Genomic DNA, 15,911 nt, shown 5'->3' with positions numbered 1-15,911 from the left:
AATTTTATAAACTAACTTACTTGATGAAACTTTAAGCCGAGGTCGCATAGCTAGGATTAGTGCGCCGGACTTGAGATCCGGTTTCCCTTCGGGATGCGGGAGTTCAAATCTCCCCCTCGGCGCTTTTTAGTTAAGTTTATAATTCTTACTATACAATTTTTCTTATAATTTAGAGTATTTATATTTCATAATAATTATTAAATTAGAAGCGTGGCATAAATGATAGATATCAAAAATCTTACAAAGAAATTTGGAAATTTGACTGCAGTTGATAATCTTAATCTTCAAATAAAAGAAGGCGAGATATTTGGACTACTTGGCCCAAATGGGGCCGGGAAATCAACTACGCTCTTTATGCTAACAACTCTCAAGCCACCAACTTCTGGAACTGCAATTATTAATAATTATGATATAATCAAACAATCCGATAAAGTTAGAAAATCTATTGGAATTGTATTTCAAGATCCAAGTTCTGATGAAATATTAACTGGATATGAGAACTTGAAGCTCCATGGTTGGCTTTATGACATGCCGGATAATTTGAGAGAACAACGGATAAAAGAAGTTCTTGAACTAGTTGATCTTACTAATAGAAAGGATGATTTGGTAAAAAAATACTCAGGTGGCATGAGAAGACGCTTGGAACTAGCACGAGGACTAATGCATCATCCAAAGGTCTTGTTTTTAGACGAACCAACTCTAGGACTTGATCCACAATCGCGCGAATATATCTGGTCATACATAGAAAAATTGGCAAATGAAGAAAAAATAACTATAATCATTACAACACATTACATGGAAGAAGCTGACAAATTATGCGATCGTATGGCCATCATTGATTTCGGTAAAATTATTGTTTTAGGAACTCCAGAAGATTTAAAGAAAGGATTAGGTGGAGATATAATCCGATTGAAGGCAAAAAATCTAAACTTAGAGTCCCTAAAAGATTTAAGTTATATAAAAAATATTACTGCTTCTAACGAAGAAGTAAGTCTAACAGTTGAAGATGCAAATATACATATTCAAGAAATTTTGAGCATTGTAGGAAAGATCGACTCTGCCGAAATTCGTTCAGCTACGCTTGACGATGTATTTATCCATTATACTGGAAGGGAAATAAGAGAAGATTCGCCAGAAGGTAGTTGGGCTGTTAAAGCAATGCATGCGAGGGCGAAAAAATGAGCGAATTTAAAGGAATTTATGCACTTTGGTATAGAGAAATCAAGGTATTTTCAAGAGAACGTTCAAGAGTCATTTCATCAATTGTAAATCCAATTCTATGGCTTCTAATAATTGGAGGTGGACTTGGATCTGCAGTTTCATTTACTGGAATGTTCCGTGAAATCAATTATCAGACATTTATTTACCCGGGTGTCCTGATACAATCTGCTCTTTTTTCTTCAGTATTTTTCGGAGTGTATATAGTATGGGACAAAAAAATTGACTTCATGAAAGAGGTATTGGTATCTCCGTTGAGAAGAACTTCTCTCTTCACTGGCAAAGTACTTGGAGGATCCACAGACACATTAGTTCAGATAATAATTTTAATTTGTATCGGTTTTGTCTTTGTGTCGCTTGGAATAATGCCCGGGCTTAATTTGAATATTATCTCCGTCCTCATTACTTTATTATTTTTATTTACAACTACTGTTGGGCTTGTAAGCATTGGCCTTATTATTGGGTCTCAAATGGAAAGCCCAGAAGGATTCCAATTAATTGGCAGCTTTCTCATTATTCCACTGTTCTTTTTATCTGGAGCACTGTTCCCCATAAATAATTTACCTCCTTGGCTATCTCCATTTATTTTTGTCAATCCTATTACTTATGCCGTGGACGGTGTAAGGGGGGCATTGCTAGGGATTTCACAGTTTCATATAGCTTTCGATTTTGCAGTTGTAAGTGTATTTGCTGTTATCATGATTCTTTTTGGCACTTACGCTTTTAATAAAATGAAAATCTAGTTCTCTGGCGATATTTGCCTTTATCTAAGGAAACTAAAATTAAAAAATTAATTATTGTGAGAATCTACGGATTATGTCTGTTTCAGTCAAAACACCTTTGAGATTTCCCTTCTCATCAGTTAGAATTACTTTGTAAGTCTTGTCTTTCTTCATTTTCTTGATTACCTTGTCTAATGGTATCTTTTCCTTAACCATAATTACCGGTTTTAGTTTGACTTCTTCTAGCTTTGTTTTTTGCATATCTACCTCTTCAGCTATAAGGTCAACGATCATCTCTGAAGATATCAATCCCAAGGGAATATTTTTTTCATTGAGCACGGCAACGCAGTGTATACCTTCTTCGCTCATCAATTTAGCAGCTTCCTGTATAAGTGCATCTGAGTGAAGAGAAAAAATTCCTTCTTCCATGATATCTGATGCTTTATCTTCTGTCTTCGCACCGAATATCCTTTCGGATAGCTTAACATACCAGGCTGCAGATTGAACTTGAACTACGTATGATATGGCAATTATTAGAGCAATGTCAGAGCCTTCTTTCCCAAAAGCAGTTACTGCAATGGCCAATGCTATCGAAAGATTTCTCATAACTGTTCCGTATACGTGAGCTATGCCGTCATCTCTATCTAGTAAATATTTACCTGTCAAGGTTGTTATTAAATAATTAATTCCATAAAAAACCAAAACTGGGACTAGGATATATAGTATGATAACAGGATTTTTCACTATTGTGTTTGCTTTAAGTGCCATTGCAACAAATATTATCCCTAGCACGCCAATTGATGATAAGCTTGGAAACCTTATTTTGATATCTTTGTTGTACTTGGCTTCCCCGTAAATTCTAACTAAGACCCTTTGAGTTGCATAACCTAGGGCCATTGTTAGAAATACTACTATGAATATCTGTTGGAATATGCTCCAGATTGGTATATCTATGACTCTACCAAAAAGGAGTTTAGCATACAGAGGTGTAAGGACAGCCCCTAAAATTAAACCTATAACTGTCATCTTGATGGCAGCAGATATATTTCCTTTAGCGAAACCAGTCCAGGATATTGTCATCCCGCTAGTTGGGATAAGCCCCATCAAAAGAAGGCCAAGGGCGTAGTATGGGAGCTCTTTAAAGAATAACATCCCTATTCCAAATGCTATGAAAGGTATTAATCCAAAATTTACTATTTGTGTGACTACTTGAGCTTTTAGATCCCCTTTAGAAAATATTTTTTTAATATTTAGATTTATCATCATAGGGTATACCATTAGAAAGGTCAACGGCATTATTGTAATTTTTAATGATGAAGGGTCTGTTATATACCCAAACAAAATGCCTAAAATCATTGAGATTGGTATTGCCCATACTAAATTCTTCTGGATATATGCTAGTTTTTTCCACATAAAACTCACTAGTGCTGTTGAATAAGTATTCTTTAAAAGATTATGTGTGGTTTAAATTTCACACCAATAATTTAAAAAGGATAACAATAAAATATAATTTAAGAAATTCTGAGATTAATAATGCTGTTAATGCAGTATTATTTTAAAAAATATTCGGTGAGTTTATGGATATGTTGAAAGATGTTAAATGGCCTGAAGGCGTAAGGGAAGCAATAGAAAAAGATGATGTAGAAACTGTTAAGAAGATAATGAAAACTGCTGATGATTTTCTTTCTCAGTTTAGTCCACAGATGATCACTGCAAATGAATTCAAAAAACTTCTTGAAAAGGGTGAAAAATTAACAGTTTTTGACCTAAGGGATAAAAAAAGTTTCAGTGAAGGTTCAATTAAGAATAGTATTAATGTGCCATATGGATTAGAAATCTATGATAAAGCAAAAGTAGAAGGCAATAAAAAAATCGTATTGACATGCTTTGCAGGAAAGATAAGCGTCGTAGCGGGAGACCTTTTGAAAAGAGAAGGCTTTGATAACATATATGTCCTAAAAGGCGGAATGATGGAGTACAATAAGTAATTTCTTTAATTTACCCTTTTTATCATTCCCCTTAACTGTTGGTAGAATTTATTTCTAACATTTTCAATATGTAAGGCCTCTTCCATATCAATATTGAATTTATCTTCATATCTCCTTCTTTCTGGCGATACTTGGAGTACATAACTGTTCACACAGTGATCCCAAAACCAATCGGAGCTTCCAAATTGAATGTATCTTGGATCAATTTTAACTAATGTATTTAGATTGTCTAGCAACAATCTGCCAGACCCATTGTTCTGTATGCAAAGTGCAACGTATGCTATCCGATAAGTTACCTCTATTTTTTCAGATGAATATTTTTTTAGCGATTCAAAGTTATGTTCATCTTTTTGGTAGAGATGAACAAAATGGCCGTAACAACTTTGCAAAGTATAACAGTAATAAGGTCTGTTTAAATCTACCATTATATCCTTAATGGGGGCATCCAATATATCTTTCTTCAATAGATCCTCTAAATCAACCAACGATCTCTCTTTTTTCTTTGTATAATCTGGATCCTCGACAAATGATCTTGAGGGCGTAAATGTAATCACAACAAAGTATATCGTAATAATTATAAATAGATAACTATTTCGCCCATATTTTCTTAAAACAAATATAAAAACTAATTTCATAGAAATTGATAAATAAGTAAAAATATATTGTAGTACATGGCCATAGACAAGGAGAATTTAGTTTACAGAAAAGCAACCCTTACTGATATACCTGAACTTATCAAATTCAAATTGCTACTTCTAGATGAACTAAACCCTAATGAAGATACAGGTAATCTTGATATTCTAAAAAATGAGTTGGAACTTTTTTTCTCTGAATACCTCAAAAGAAATGAGTTTATTGCATGGCTTGCCGAGTATCAGGGGAGGATAGTATCCACAAGTGGCCTTGTTCTATGGAGAATTGCGCCTAGATACGATTGTTTGCATGGAAGATACGGGTACATCCTTAATATGTATACAATCCCTGAATTCAGAAAAAATGGGATAAGTACGGAGTTACTAAAAAAACTAATTGAAGAAGCAAAAAAAATGAATATAGATATTTTGAATCTACATGCAACAAAAGATGGAATTAATATGTATCGCAAGTTTGGATTTAAAGACCCTATTGATCCTGAAATAGAGCTAAATCTTAATAATTATTGATTCTAATCAAAATTCAGGTGTTCTAAGAAATAGATACCATTTTGAACATTTTTATGGTGATTGTTTTCACAGATGTTGGTAAAAGCAAGGGCTTCTTCAATTGAAAATTCATCATTTAAGAAGGTATAGACATTTGTTCTCCATGCCGCAAAAGCTCCCTTGTTAATATATTCGCCTTCTTTAAGTTCCAATATCTGCCTACCCTGGTCTACAAGACTCTTTAATTTCTCTTCTTTTGACATATATTTATAATACACTTTCCAACTATTTTACTTTTTCTATTTTATTCTAAAGGATAGTATCTTCAATTGATATAAATACTAAGGTTCACCCCATCAGAAAGATTTATATTGAGTGAATATATCATTTATTCTATCCAAAGGCGCTTGCTTATGAAGAAAAAAATTTCTGTAAGTATCGGCTTATTGTTATTCATCTCCTTCTTAGGGACGACGTCAGCCATATGTGATGATTGTGTTTCTATTATTCTTGAGAAGGATACTTTAAAAGTTGGAGATAATTTTTTTGTTTGCCCCGTCCATGCAAAAATTAATCAAAATATTTCTACTGGATCTGTTGAGCTAGTTGCAATTAACGGCAATTACTGCATATACCGGGCAAAGAATTCCGGAACAATTGTTTTTGAGAACTGTGATACTAAAACTACTGTAAGGATATTCCCAAAAGAAACACCATTTGATGCGCTGATGAATATGATTGGCCTTGGGAAAAATTAATTTATTCAATTACATTATATTTCTGAACAAAATTATTATGGCCATTCCAACTATCAAAGCAATGAGTACGTTGTTTGTCTTCTTTGCTATAATACCTGCTGAAAGAGCACTTATGGCGCCGAAAAATCCTTCTGATATTATACTCGGGATAATAAACGAAAGAAGTAGCGTTCCTGGCAGGGCCTTTATCAAATTTTCAATGAATTTATGTTTTGATAGCATATTTCCTATTAATAATCCTCCAAATCTTAAAGAGTATGTGATAATGCCTGAGATTATTATTATGAATATTGCTAGCATGTCAAATTCATTCACTTTCATCACCTCTAAAATGCTTTAGAAGTGAATAACTAAAAGCACCAGCTATCCCTCCAATAACGATATACCATTTTCCAGGAATAAACAAAAAAGATAGATAAGCAAACAATGCGGCGATTACCCATGGAAAGATGCTGTCTTTTCCATCGTAAAAACTTGCTACCAAAGCAGTAAAAATAATTATTATGACAAAATCAAGCCCTACAGAATATGGATCTGATATTATAAATCCAAAAGTATGGCCTGCAAGTGTACTTACCACCCAGAAGATAACAAGACATACCCCCCCACCAAAAAGGAAGTATGGAGTGATCTTTTCCTTCTTTAATCTTGACATTGTAACTGCCCAGTTTTCATCGGCGACAAGGTGCATCAAAGCTGCCTTTTCGAATAATGAACTTCCCTTGAAAAGTGGAGTAAGTGAAGCCCCAATTAGGAGATATCTCAAATTAATAGCAAACACGGCAAAGAGTATCTCTGTAAATGGCAAAGGGTCCTTCCAAAGTTCTACCATTAGTAATTGGGCCGAACCTGCAAATGTGACGATATCCATAAATAACAATTCAAAGAATGTGACTCCCTTTGAATATGCAAGAACGCCTAAAACAAGACCATAGGCACAGACAGATAGCCCAACAGGTATGGTGGCCGTAAATCCTTTTATAAAATTCGATTTCATCCCGTTCGCCTTCAATAATTTCCAATATTTGAGAATTTATTTAGTTTTTCAAATGATAATCTTTTTATAAGTATTACTAATTTTTGTTAATAGTATTACTCTCATATATAAACTTAGAAATTGTACCTAGGTGGTAGTTAATAAAGATATAAAATTGAGGAACTCTATGAGAATAGCTTTTATAATTTACAATGATTTAACAACTCTCGATTTTATTGGGGCATACGATCCCTTGACTAGAATCAAAACTATGGGATTTTCAAATCAGATTGAATGTGATGTGTGTTCATTCACTGATAGGGTAATCTCTGTAGAGGGGCTAGAGATAGTTCCCACAAAAGTCAAAAATGATTTGTCTAATTATGATTATGTTATAATTCCTGGCGGTAAAGGGATCTTTGAGTTGATGAAGAATAAAGAATTTTTAGATTGGTTAAGAAAAATACCAGATACTACTGTGATATCTACTGTATGCTATGCCTCGCTATTATTGGGGGCTATTGGCAAATTAAAAGGTAAGAAAGCAACAACCCATAGAGTCGTTATGGAAGAATTAAAAAAATATACAGATAAAGTTTCAGATTGTAGGATAGTTCAGGACGGGAATATTATAACGGCCCGAGGAGTATCTTCTGCAATTGACTTAGGACTTTATCTGTGCGAAAAGATTGTAGGAAAAGAAATTAGAGAAAAGATACAAGTACAGATGGATTATCTAAACTACACAGTGTGCTAATATCAAATTAATAACTATTTAGCTTTTACAAGTTCTGCAAAATTTGAAGCAAAAGATCTAATTTGCTCCCAACCCCGTGGGTCATTTTTCCACTTTTCATCAATTTTTATTGGTTTATTGTCCTTCGCTTGAGCCTTAGCTGCCTGTTCTATAATTTTCCTTTCTATAAATCCAATCTTCGGATTGGAAAGGTCAAAGTCTGTGAGTATAGATCTTCCCGGGAAAACATCGAATAATTGCGCATCAATACCTAGTTTTTCCATTTTTTCTTCTATATATGTTTTCTTTGCTTTATCTGCATCTTCAAGAGCAAGTCCAGAACATGTATAAAGGCCTAATGTTTTGCTTTTTAACGATCCTTTATTTTTCTTGAGAAAATTATCCGTTTCTTTTGTCCATTTACCGATCTTTATTCCCGAGCCAACTAAGACAGCATCATATTTTTCTATATCGGGAGGATTCTTATCTATTTCAAGATTAATTAAACTTACACTCACCCCTTCTTTTTCCAATACATTTCCAATTTCTTTAGACACTTCTTCAGTACATCCGTATCTACTACCGTACACAATCAAAATGTTTTTTGCCATCTAATCACTGAAGGACTAATATATTTTTTTCTATAAAATACTTTCTGATTTTTCTATGTTTTTGATTTTTTAGAGGGCACTAGAGCTGAAATCGCTAGTATCATTGGACCCGCTATAAATCCGGCCCAAAAGACAAGCCCCAATAGAGAAAGTATCAAAAGAAAAAGCCTATCGGTATTTTTTATTTGGCCATTTTTATTAAGATAGCTTAATACTATTAATCCCAATATTATTGGTATGGCCGCAAATATTAACGTTACAGATGCAGAGCTTGAGCTTGCCTTTGTAAAGGCAATGGCCATTTGGAATATAACAGAGAATCCACTTCCAATATAAAGTAGTCCAGCTAAGGCTATTAAAATTTGAGAAAATGATTTTAAATTATTTTTAGTTTTCTTATTTAATAAGAAGGTGATTAATCCAAATATAACGGTGAGAATTATGGGGGCCAATACCTCTACTAAACTTTGACCTTCCCATAATCTGATCCTTGTAACTGATATAGGTATTCCGATCCACTCCGATAAAGAAAACTTTTCAACATATCCAATAGCTAGCCCATATTTACCTTCATTTTCAAAATCAAATACTCCAACGTAATATGTTCCAGTTTCTGTTACAGGAATGTTTGCTTCAGAAAGGTAATAATAGCTTGCAGGTGTGAAAGGTTCATATTCAGCTTCACCTAAGCTGCTTTTTAGAATAATAAATCCGGCGCCCTCTGGTACTTCGATACCTTCTGGGAGATCTTCTTCTGATTTAATGCCTGGCCCAGTAACTATTATATTTGGTTCGAATTCACTTCTAACTGGAGCAAACAGATCTAATTTTATTCGCTCTCCTTGATTCATTTCAAGACGATAGTATTTTACTTGAATTTCCTCATGTAGTTCTTCATAAACGACCCATGATTTTGTAGGCTCTGTTATAACAGTAGCAGTTTCTAGATTTTTCCCTTCACCAGTTTCAAATGGAACATGAGCAAAAACTAAAGAAAAAGAAAGTAAAAATATTATTGAGAATATAATTAATATTTTTTTCATGACCATTATTCCAACTCATTTTATAAATAAATATCTGAACTCATTAAAAAGAAATATAGAAGTACATTCTATTTTTTATAATAAATATTTAGCTCAATGCTTGTATTTTTCACAAACTAGTTGGGAAATCTTAAATATTCAATACATTCATAAATCATCATGTCTGCAATCATTTCTCATAATATTTCAAAAAACTTTGGGGATTACAAAGCACTTGATGGGATAGATCTAAAAGTCAAAGAAGGGGAGTTCTTTGGTCTTTTGGGTCCCAACGGCGCAGGTAAGACTACGCTTCTTAGAATCCTAACGGGGCAGATTGATCAAGATTCCGGCGAAGCAGAAGTAATGGGCCTTTCAATATCGGATTCAATTGGAATAAAAAGAATTTCAGGAATTGTTCCAGAAGCTGAAAGTCCACCTTCTTTTCTTACTGCTGTAGAGTTCTTAAAGTTTGTATGTAGATTGAGAAACGTTGATAACATTGAAGAAAATGTTTCTAGATGGCTTAGTTTCTTTGAAATAGAGGAAAAGAAGGAAATTTTGTGTAAGGATCTTTCAAAAGGTCAGAGGCAGAAGTTAATGCTTTCCGCTGCATTTATCCATAAGCCTGATATTTTGTTTCTTGATGAGCCTTTCATAAATCTTGACCCAATATTCCAGAGAAAAGTTAGGGAGTATCTTTTTACTATAGCCAGAGAGGGCTGCACAATATTCATGTGTACCCATATACTTGAGATTGCAGAAAAACTCTGCACAGAAGTTGCAGTTATCAATAAGGGCAAAATTATAGCCCAAGGAAGTCTAGAAAATATTAGGCTAAAGGAAGGGGAGCATCTAGAAGATATATTCATGAGGCTCATAGAGGAGTAAAAATGTCCTTTCTAGATTTAGACCTATTCAGCTTGATGATAAAGGAAGAGCTTCGACTCCACAAGTCCTTTGTTGGGGCAGTTGGATCAATCTTCTTCCCAGCAATAATATTTGTACTTTCTTTTATCCTCTCTCTTTCCTCTCCAGTTATAATAAACGCAATGGGATTATACAAAGCTATTTTGTTTCTAAACATTGGCACATTTTTTTATGGAATCTTTGTCGGATTTCTAGGAAAGATTGGGGAAGAGGTGATGACACGACGTTTTGGAGAGATCAATCTTATACTTCAGTTTCCAAAACTTTTTCCAGTCTCTTTCAGGAGAGTCATGTCGCATTTTTTCGTAAAAGATTCTGTATTTTACTTATTCTATTCAATTATCCCTTTTACATTAGGCGCTTTAGTTTCTAAGCCAGTATCTGGATTCACCTTTTCATTTGTGGCCTTAATTTTTATCATGCTTACTATTTCTTTCATGTTAGGCATGTCTTTGAGCTTTCTCTCCTCTGCGATTTCTATAATATCCCATAAGCTACTTATTGTTTTTATTCTGGGTATACTTGCGATTTTTTCACTTAGATTTATCTTTGCTGATTTTCAAATTGAGGAGATAATATTTCCAATTGAATACTTAAATAATGGCCAAGTTTCTTCTTTTTTTATTCCAGTGATTCTTACTTTCTTATTTTCTATTCTTGCTATCCTTTCAATGAAAGAGAGATTTGAAGAAAAAACAAACAAATATCATGAGGAAATACTATCGGCTGAAAATAGATTTGCCTTTACCGGAAGCATGAAAACATTGATGGCTAAAGAACTATTGGAACTTAAGAGAAGTGGGGGGTTTGGGCCAGTTATAATGGGATTTATTGGGCCCTTGCTGGGTATTTATTTCATAGTTTCCCTATTTGAGATAAGTCTAGGTGTAGATATTGATTACAATGCGATATTTTATGGAAGCATGGTGGGATTCTTTGGTGTCATGACATATTCTTGGCTCAATAATTTTGAAACAAATGAATTTTTGAATTATCAGCCAGTTTCAGTTGATATGATTATAAAAGCAAAAATGACCCTTTATTTCTTATTGACCGTTGGGCTTTCTTTAGTCTATGTTATTGGGATATCTATTATAAGAAATGAGATTGACCTCCTGCCGTTGGCTTTAATTGTGGCTCTTGTCACTAATATTTATGTTGTTGGTGTAACTGCGAGGCTCACTGGTTTGAAAACTAATACAATGCTTTTTGATGCAAAGGTACTTAGTAAGTTCTTTGCTCTTGTAACTCCACCATTAATAGTCATAGTGATAGTTTCTTTTTCTATAAGATTTAATTATTTCCATTCTTTAGTTACTCTAGTTGCTACCTTGGTACTTTTGTTGATTCTTTCTAAGTTAATCTTCTCTACAATACCTAAAAAATGGAAGGATGAAAGGTTTGGTTTTTAGATTCTACAAATAATTTATATACTTCAAAACCTAGGTATTCGTTACGGGTGAATAAATGATCCAAAATGCGGATCTTTTAGGATCTTCCTTAAGTATTATAATGTATGTAATAGTTTTCTTTATTGCACCGTTCTTTTTTATTCTCAACGGCCTTAGATATTTTAAGTACAAGAAATTGATAGTTGCTGGAATAAGGCCACTTTCTCCAAATGAATATTCGCCTTATGCATTATACAATATAATGGGTGGGATAGGATTCACCCTTTTTACAGTTCTATTCTTTTTTCCAAATCTATTTGAAGATCCATTTTACAATATTCTGTCCCGTATCGCTTGGATTAGTTTCATGATATTGTTCTTTATTGGATACTGGTTTACTAAAAAAGACCCTTTCTCTAGATCCAATATATAATTTATTAATTAAAAATAAAATAAAAAAATTAAATTATTCAATAAAACTTTTGTCATGATTTGATTTGTAGATATTTTCGTATAGCCATATATCTAATTTGGAATCACTATATGTGTAAAGCTGGCCATTTATTTCTTTTGCATAATTAAGGAGTTCAGGCGGTATTTCGTCAATTGATTGAGGTCCGTATTTAGTTCCTAGAATTTGTACTCCATAATTTTTTGGCTCTAGAGTTGGAAGACCTCCTGCATTTGGAACTTCAAAAAAGATTGTCTTTTTGTCCCAGACTTCCTTTCCATCGACTGTTATCTGTGAGTGAATTATATGTATACGGTCAACCCAGTAGTCGTCAAACACCCATTGTGCTTCTGTGCCGTCTGGATTTATTGTTGGTATCGTTGTTATTTCTGCTCCACCAAAATTGAACCATATCCAAAATGCTTTGACATCGTGGTCAAATAGACCCTGCAATTGTAAGTCCTCAACTTGAATTGGCAACTCCATCTCAGGTGGAACATCCACCCAATTACCTGTTTCATCGTCGTAGTATTGTATTCCATCTGGTGTGCTTCTTATTCCAGTGCTATTCCATAACCATGTTTCTTCGTCAGGGTATTCCTGCATCTTCAATACTGTCTTTAAGAAGTAGTTTTCTTCATATGAGCTTAAAACTGGCGCACCGCCTCCACCACAACTATCTGAATAACATATACCGCAACAAGTGCAGCCACCTTCAGCCATTTGGCAAACTTTCTCTTGGTATTCTGGCCCACGACATTCAGTGCAATCTTCGTTGTATATAGAAATCAGAGTTATTTTACCGTCTTGATTTTTCCACATTTCAAATATTCCATCTACGTCTGCCGAGATAGAAATTGCACTACATAGTAAAAGGATTGTCAAAATGAGACTAACCATATATTTTTTCATTTTAACCCACCATACTTAATGAATAAGTATTATATAAAACTTGCGCCTTTCGCAATTTCGAATTAGAGTAAAATTTATAACATTATTATGGCATACCACATCATGGCAGAAGACAACTCAGATAGAAAAGAAAAAAGGCAATCTCCGGCAAGGATTGTGATATACAATCTAGTATCTTTTATAGTATTTCTTATAATTCTAGGATTCCTCAATATCTCTCTTGATGTATTCGATAGCAATATTCTCTCTGAAGTAGTTAGATTACTCAATAACAATATTTGGCTAATCTTTGTTTTCTCAATAATCTTCACAATCGGTGAAGTCTTTGGAAGCTTTAAGTTTCCTGGAAACTTACCTGCACCGATATTTAATGCAGTAGGGAGCATTTTCCTTCTTAATTTCCTGTTTAAAATATTCAGGCTAGTCGGGAATCTTTCAGAAATCGATACGTTTGATTTTATGTCAAAGGCATTCCCATTCCTATACCCGATAATATTCTTACTTGTCCTTTTAGGGGGGTACATTTCGATACTCTCTGGCGCTTCTTGGGACCATCCAAAGAAGAAACCATCTACCAAGAGCAAATCAAAAGAAGAGATAAGTTGGGATGACGTTGGAAATGAGTTCAAGGAAATGTTGTACGATGCATTTCACTCGGCTAGAGAGTCAATTAGACAAAATAAAAAATAACTTTATTTTATTCCAAAGCAAAGCCACTGGGGATTGATCTGGCTTTTTAAGTATTTTTCTCTCTCTTTTATGTCAATTTCCGCACCAATCCATATCCCTTCAAAATTTTTCAAAGGGCAGGAAAAGCATAAACCAGTTTTTGGAAATTCTATTCCGTTTCTATAATTACACTTGAAATAAGAGTATGAATCAGAAATATTTAGTTCTGAGAGAAGAGAGCACTTTAAATTTGTATAAGGATTTTCTTTCTTTTCAGAAGGGACGATTTCTTGGATATTGTTTTTAAGATATGGGTCAAGTCTTGATTGGTAATATTTCTTCACGAAATCCAAAGATTAATCCGGGTATAATATATACTTCCTAGGAAAATAATTATTCCATTTCCTAGAAAAATTTTAAGTTCCCTTAAACTTAATTTAGTTTGTTAATTGGCCTTATTTTCAAGAAAGTTAATTTTATTGGTATTATTTGGTCATTCCCAATTTTATTACAAATGTGGCCCCATTAGGTTTAGTATCTTTGACTTCTATTTCGCCACCATATCTTTCAATCGTTTTCTTAGAGATGTATAATCCTAATCCTGTCCCCTTATTTTCACCATAACTGAACTCTTCATCGAATACTCTTTCCTTTATATGTTCTGGAATTCCTATACCATAGTCAATAATCTTTATCTGGCAAATGCCTTCATCTGAAGCTACTTCTATATCAATTTTATTCGTTTTTCCATGGGTAATAGAATTATTAATGATATTTTCAATAACAGATACCAACGCTTCATCGGCCATTACAGTGCAATCATTAATTAGATTAATATTGATATTGCTATAACTTTTCTTGATTAATTCAGTAATTTGCCCAATGACAACGGGTTTCAGATTGTATCGTGTAACCATCGTAGATTCAAGAGACCTTATTTTTTCAATTAAATCTACACTTCTTTTAATAGCATTGAAAGCCTTATTTTTTAGTTCCTCATCCTTTGTTTCAATCATCTCTAGTGATAGGCTAACAACAGTTAAATCATTTGAAATGTCATGCCTTAGTATTTTGTTTAGCAATTTTAGATTATCATTCAACTGCTTGATTATTTCTTCGCTTTTTTTTCTTTCAGTAACATCCAATCCAATAACAGCTACATAAGTAACTTCGTTATTGCCATCAAGAATTGGATATAGATTATTTTCAATAATTCTGCCAGAACGGACATCCTCAATTTTTAATGGCAATTTGGAGGAAATAACTCTCGTAACATATTCTTTTCTTCTAGCAGATGTTTCCATGTCAAGCAGATTATATGCAGATGCCCCAATCATTTTATCTTTCGAGACTCCTAACCTCCTTGATAGGGTATCGTTGGCTTCAACTACAATCCCTTGAGTATCAATTAAAAAAGCAGATTCCGGGATACCATTTATAAAAGTTTTAAGGTTTTTCTGAGTATTCACTAATTGATCTTCTATTTTTTTTCTTTCAGTAATATCAAGTGCTGTGAATATTGCCCCCTTCTCAGGCTTATCCTTCTCTGTATAAGAAGAAGAGAGAATCACATTAAGTATTTTTCCAGATTTTGTTCTAAATCGTGTTTCGACTGTGCCAACATTAGTTTTTTTCATTTGTTGATATTTTATCCTCCCAACATATTCATAGTCTTCATCAGTTGGATAAACCATGCGAGAATTATTCCCTATAAGCTCTTCTTTAGAATATTCTAGCATATCACAAAGGAAATCATTGACAAAAATAAACTTCCTATCCTTAACAATACCGATACCTATTGGGGAGGCCCTTGATATGCCCTCAACAATCTCTTTTGTAGTTAAGGGGTATTCTGAGTTGTTAATGTCATTTTTTATTTCTTTTTTCAAGAGTTGCACCCAATTGATTTAATAATTTTTTTAGATCGTTAGTAAATATGTTTCTTAATATATATTTATTACCTTTTTCCCTTAGTTTTATCAGTAATCTTGATAAGAAGCTATATTCTAAATAAGTTAAAAATAAAAGCTTATATACTAGTCCCAACAATACTAATAATATAACTGATAAAGGATGATTTTGATGAAGAAAGATGTACCTTTTGGGACAAGACCTATAATAACGAATATTGTTGCAACTGGAAGATTTCCAAATGATGTGGATATAGTAAAGGCTTACGGAATTATTGACTTCGTTCATGCCGAATACAACCCAGAGACCTACCCAGCACTTCTTGTGAAGGTAATGGTTGATGGAGAGAGAAAACACGTCACGATATACAAAAACGGTAAGTATATCATTACAGGTGCAAAGAGTGAGAAAGAACTAAACGACGTTTATGATGAAGTTATCAGGATATTGAAGGAGAACAAGCTCCTTTAATTT

21 protein-coding genes and 1 tRNA gene are annotated in these 15,911 nt (G+C 33.6%); 12 read left to right on the top strand and 10 right to left on the bottom strand.

The features are described from left to right. The first annotated feature begins 35 nt into the window (after positions 1–35). The 3 genes from HPY60_03600 (at position 36) to HPY60_03590 (ending at position 1,961) form a co-directional block, all read left to right on the top strand. A tRNA-Ser gene (locus HPY60_03600) sits at positions 36–122 on the top strand. Between the two features lie 97 nt (positions 123–219). After that, the gene (locus HPY60_03595) at positions 220–1,182 is read left to right on the top strand and encodes an ATP-binding cassette domain-containing protein (GenBank protein ID NPV50266.1); all 963 of its coding nucleotides are present in this window, start codon (positions 220–222) and stop codon (positions 1,180–1,182) included. Next, the gene (locus HPY60_03590; protein ID NPV50265.1) at positions 1,179–1,961 is read left to right on the top strand and encodes an ABC transporter permease; all 783 of its coding nucleotides are present in this window, start codon (positions 1,179–1,181) and stop codon (positions 1,959–1,961) included. The genes HPY60_03595 and HPY60_03590 overlap by 4 nt, the downstream gene beginning before the upstream one ends. A 51-nt stretch (positions 1,962–2,012) precedes the next feature. Here HPY60_03590 and HPY60_03585 read toward each other — a convergent pair whose 3' ends face one another. After that, positions 2,013–3,353: a CBS domain-containing protein gene (locus tag HPY60_03585; protein NPV50264.1), complete on the bottom strand. Its 1,341-nt coding sequence runs from the start codon at positions 3,351–3,353 to the stop codon at positions 2,013–2,015. 164 nt (positions 3,354–3,517) lie between these two features. On the opposite strand from HPY60_03585, the gene HPY60_03580 reads away from it, so the two are divergent. Continuing rightward, the gene (locus tag HPY60_03580) at positions 3,518–3,928 is read left to right on the top strand and encodes a rhodanese-like domain-containing protein (protein NPV50263.1); all 411 of its coding nucleotides are present in this window, start codon (positions 3,518–3,520) and stop codon (positions 3,926–3,928) included. Between the two features lie 5 nt (positions 3,929–3,933). Here the strand turns inward: HPY60_03580 and HPY60_03575 are convergent, their stop codons facing one another. Continuing rightward, positions 3,934–4,482, bottom strand: a complete 549-nt coding sequence (locus tag HPY60_03575; protein NPV50262.1) for a hypothetical protein — start codon at positions 4,480–4,482, stop codon at positions 3,934–3,936. Between the two features lie 117 nt (positions 4,483–4,599). Here HPY60_03575 and HPY60_03570 point away from each other — a divergent pair, with 117 nt between their 5' ends. Further along, positions 4,600–5,091 (top strand): GNAT family N-acetyltransferase, encoded by a 492-nt coding sequence (locus HPY60_03570; GenBank protein ID NPV50261.1) that lies wholly within the window; start codon positions 4,600–4,602, stop codon positions 5,089–5,091. A gap of 2 nt (positions 5,092–5,093) precedes the next feature. On the opposite strand, the gene HPY60_03565 is transcribed toward HPY60_03570, so the two are convergent. Beyond that, on the bottom strand, positions 5,094–5,333 hold the full coding sequence (locus HPY60_03565) for a hypothetical protein (protein NPV50260.1): 240 nt from the start codon (positions 5,331–5,333) through the stop codon (positions 5,094–5,096). A 150-nt stretch (positions 5,334–5,483) separates the two neighbouring features. Between HPY60_03565 and HPY60_03560 the strand changes: the two genes are divergently transcribed. Continuing rightward, positions 5,484–5,828, top strand: coding sequence for a hypothetical protein (locus HPY60_03560; GenBank protein ID NPV50259.1), 345 nt, complete (start codon positions 5,484–5,486; stop codon positions 5,826–5,828). A 9-nt stretch (positions 5,829–5,837) separates the two neighbouring features. Here HPY60_03560 and HPY60_03555 read toward each other — a convergent pair whose 3' ends face one another. After that, positions 5,838–6,143, bottom strand: coding sequence for an AzlD domain-containing protein (locus HPY60_03555; protein ID NPV50258.1), 306 nt, complete (start codon positions 6,141–6,143; stop codon positions 5,838–5,840). Further along, on the bottom strand, positions 6,136–6,825 hold the full coding sequence (locus HPY60_03550; protein ID NPV50257.1) for an AzlC family ABC transporter permease: 690 nt from the start codon (positions 6,823–6,825) through the stop codon (positions 6,136–6,138). Before HPY60_03550 ends, HPY60_03555 begins: the two co-directional genes overlap by 8 nt. A 166-nt stretch (positions 6,826–6,991) precedes the next feature. On the opposite strand from HPY60_03550, the gene HPY60_03545 reads away from it, so the two are divergent. Then, complete coding sequence (locus tag HPY60_03545; GenBank protein ID NPV50256.1) at positions 6,992–7,561, top strand: DJ-1/PfpI family protein; 570 nt, start codon at positions 6,992–6,994, stop codon at positions 7,559–7,561. A gap of 14 nt (positions 7,562–7,575) precedes the next feature. Here HPY60_03545 and HPY60_03540 read toward each other — a convergent pair whose 3' ends face one another. Together HPY60_03540 and HPY60_03535 are read right to left on the bottom strand one after the other, a co-directional pair. Then, positions 7,576–8,151, bottom strand: coding sequence for a hypothetical protein (locus HPY60_03540; GenBank protein ID NPV50255.1), 576 nt, complete (start codon positions 8,149–8,151; stop codon positions 7,576–7,578). Between the two features lie 53 nt (positions 8,152–8,204). Further along, on the bottom strand, positions 8,205–9,194 hold the full coding sequence (locus HPY60_03535; protein ID NPV50254.1) for a hypothetical protein: 990 nt from the start codon (positions 9,192–9,194) through the stop codon (positions 8,205–8,207). Positions 9,195–9,353: 159 nt separating this feature from the next. Here HPY60_03535 and HPY60_03530 point away from each other — a divergent pair, with 159 nt between their 5' ends. From HPY60_03530 to HPY60_03520, 3 genes are read left to right on the top strand one after another with little or no spacing between them, the layout of a single operon-like run. Continuing rightward, a complete protein-coding gene (locus HPY60_03530) occupies positions 9,354–10,064 on the top strand; it encodes an ABC transporter ATP-binding protein (protein NPV50253.1) in 711 nt (236 codons plus the stop codon). Between the two features lie 2 nt (positions 10,065–10,066). Next, complete coding sequence (locus tag HPY60_03525) at positions 10,067–11,515, top strand: hypothetical protein (protein ID NPV50252.1); 1,449 nt, start codon at positions 10,067–10,069, stop codon at positions 11,513–11,515. Between the two features lie 55 nt (positions 11,516–11,570). Then, positions 11,571–11,927: a hypothetical protein gene (locus HPY60_03520; GenBank protein NPV50251.1), complete on the top strand. Its 357-nt coding sequence runs from the start codon at positions 11,571–11,573 to the stop codon at positions 11,925–11,927. Positions 11,928–11,960: 33 nt separating this feature from the next. Here HPY60_03520 and HPY60_03515 read toward each other — a convergent pair whose 3' ends face one another. Further along, positions 11,961–12,857, bottom strand: coding sequence for a hypothetical protein (locus tag HPY60_03515; GenBank protein NPV50250.1), 897 nt, complete (start codon positions 12,855–12,857; stop codon positions 11,961–11,963). A gap of 102 nt (positions 12,858–12,959) precedes the next feature. Between HPY60_03515 and HPY60_03510 the strand changes: the two genes are divergently transcribed. Further along, a complete protein-coding gene (locus HPY60_03510) occupies positions 12,960–13,547 on the top strand; it encodes a hypothetical protein (GenBank protein NPV50249.1) in 588 nt (195 codons plus the stop codon). Between the two features lie 2 nt (positions 13,548–13,549). Here HPY60_03510 and HPY60_03505 read toward each other — a convergent pair whose 3' ends face one another. After that, positions 13,550–13,870, bottom strand: coding sequence for a hypothetical protein (locus HPY60_03505; protein NPV50248.1), 321 nt, complete (start codon positions 13,868–13,870; stop codon positions 13,550–13,552). Between the two features lie 141 nt (positions 13,871–14,011). After that, complete coding sequence (locus HPY60_03500; GenBank protein ID NPV50247.1) at positions 14,012–15,415, bottom strand: PAS domain-containing sensor histidine kinase; 1,404 nt, start codon at positions 15,413–15,415, stop codon at positions 14,012–14,014. A 184-nt stretch (positions 15,416–15,599) separates the two neighbouring features. Between HPY60_03500 and HPY60_03495 the strand changes: the two genes are divergently transcribed. After that, complete coding sequence (locus HPY60_03495) at positions 15,600–15,908, top strand: hypothetical protein (protein ID NPV50246.1); 309 nt, start codon at positions 15,600–15,602, stop codon at positions 15,906–15,908. Positions 15,909–15,911 lie beyond the last annotated feature (3 nt).

This window comes from Methanofastidiosum sp. (assembly GCA_013178285.1).
In the GTDB taxonomy this organism is placed as follows: Archaea; Methanobacteriota_B; Thermococci; order Methanofastidiosales; family Methanofastidiosaceae; genus Methanofastidiosum.
This window is presented reverse-complemented; position numbering and strand designations above follow the sequence as displayed.

Coding starts and splice junctions, on each gene's coding strand:
- HPY60_03595 (NPV50266.1), top strand. CDS start 220: ATGATAGATATCAAAAATCTTACAAAGAAATTTGGAAATTTGACTGCA.
- HPY60_03590 (NPV50265.1), top strand. CDS start 1,179: ATGAGCGAATTTAAAGGAATTTATGCACTTTGGTATAGAGAAATCAAG.
- HPY60_03585 (NPV50264.1), bottom strand. CDS start 3,353: ATGTGGAAAAAACTAGCATATATCCAGAAGAATTTAGTATGGGCAATA.
- HPY60_03580 (NPV50263.1), top strand. CDS start 3,518: ATGGATATGTTGAAAGATGTTAAATGGCCTGAAGGCGTAAGGGAAGCA.
- HPY60_03570 (NPV50261.1), top strand. CDS start 4,600: ATGGCCATAGACAAGGAGAATTTAGTTTACAGAAAAGCAACCCTTACT.
- HPY60_03565 (NPV50260.1), bottom strand. CDS start 5,333: ATGTCAAAAGAAGAGAAATTAAAGAGTCTTGTAGACCAGGGTAGGCAG.
- HPY60_03560 (NPV50259.1), top strand. CDS start 5,484: ATGAAGAAAAAAATTTCTGTAAGTATCGGCTTATTGTTATTCATCTCC.
- HPY60_03550 (NPV50257.1), bottom strand. CDS start 6,825: ATGAAATCGAATTTTATAAAAGGATTTACGGCCACCATACCTGTTGGG.
- HPY60_03545 (NPV50256.1), top strand. CDS start 6,992: ATGAGAATAGCTTTTATAATTTACAATGATTTAACAACTCTCGATTTT.
- HPY60_03540 (NPV50255.1), bottom strand. CDS start 8,151: ATGGCAAAAAACATTTTGATTGTGTACGGTAGTAGATACGGATGTACT.
- HPY60_03535 (NPV50254.1), bottom strand. CDS start 9,194: ATGAAAAAAATATTAATTATATTCTCAATAATATTTTTACTTTCTTTT.
- HPY60_03530 (NPV50253.1), top strand. CDS start 9,354: ATGTCTGCAATCATTTCTCATAATATTTCAAAAAACTTTGGGGATTAC.
- HPY60_03525 (NPV50252.1), top strand. CDS start 10,067: ATGTCCTTTCTAGATTTAGACCTATTCAGCTTGATGATAAAGGAAGAG.
- HPY60_03520 (NPV50251.1), top strand. CDS start 11,571: ATGATCCAAAATGCGGATCTTTTAGGATCTTCCTTAAGTATTATAATG.
- HPY60_03515 (NPV50250.1), bottom strand. CDS start 12,857: ATGAAAAAATATATGGTTAGTCTCATTTTGACAATCCTTTTACTATGT.
- HPY60_03510 (NPV50249.1), top strand. CDS start 12,960: ATGGCAGAAGACAACTCAGATAGAAAAGAAAAAAGGCAATCTCCGGCA.
- HPY60_03495 (NPV50246.1), top strand. CDS start 15,600: ATGATTTTGATGAAGAAAGATGTACCTTTTGGGACAAGACCTATAATA.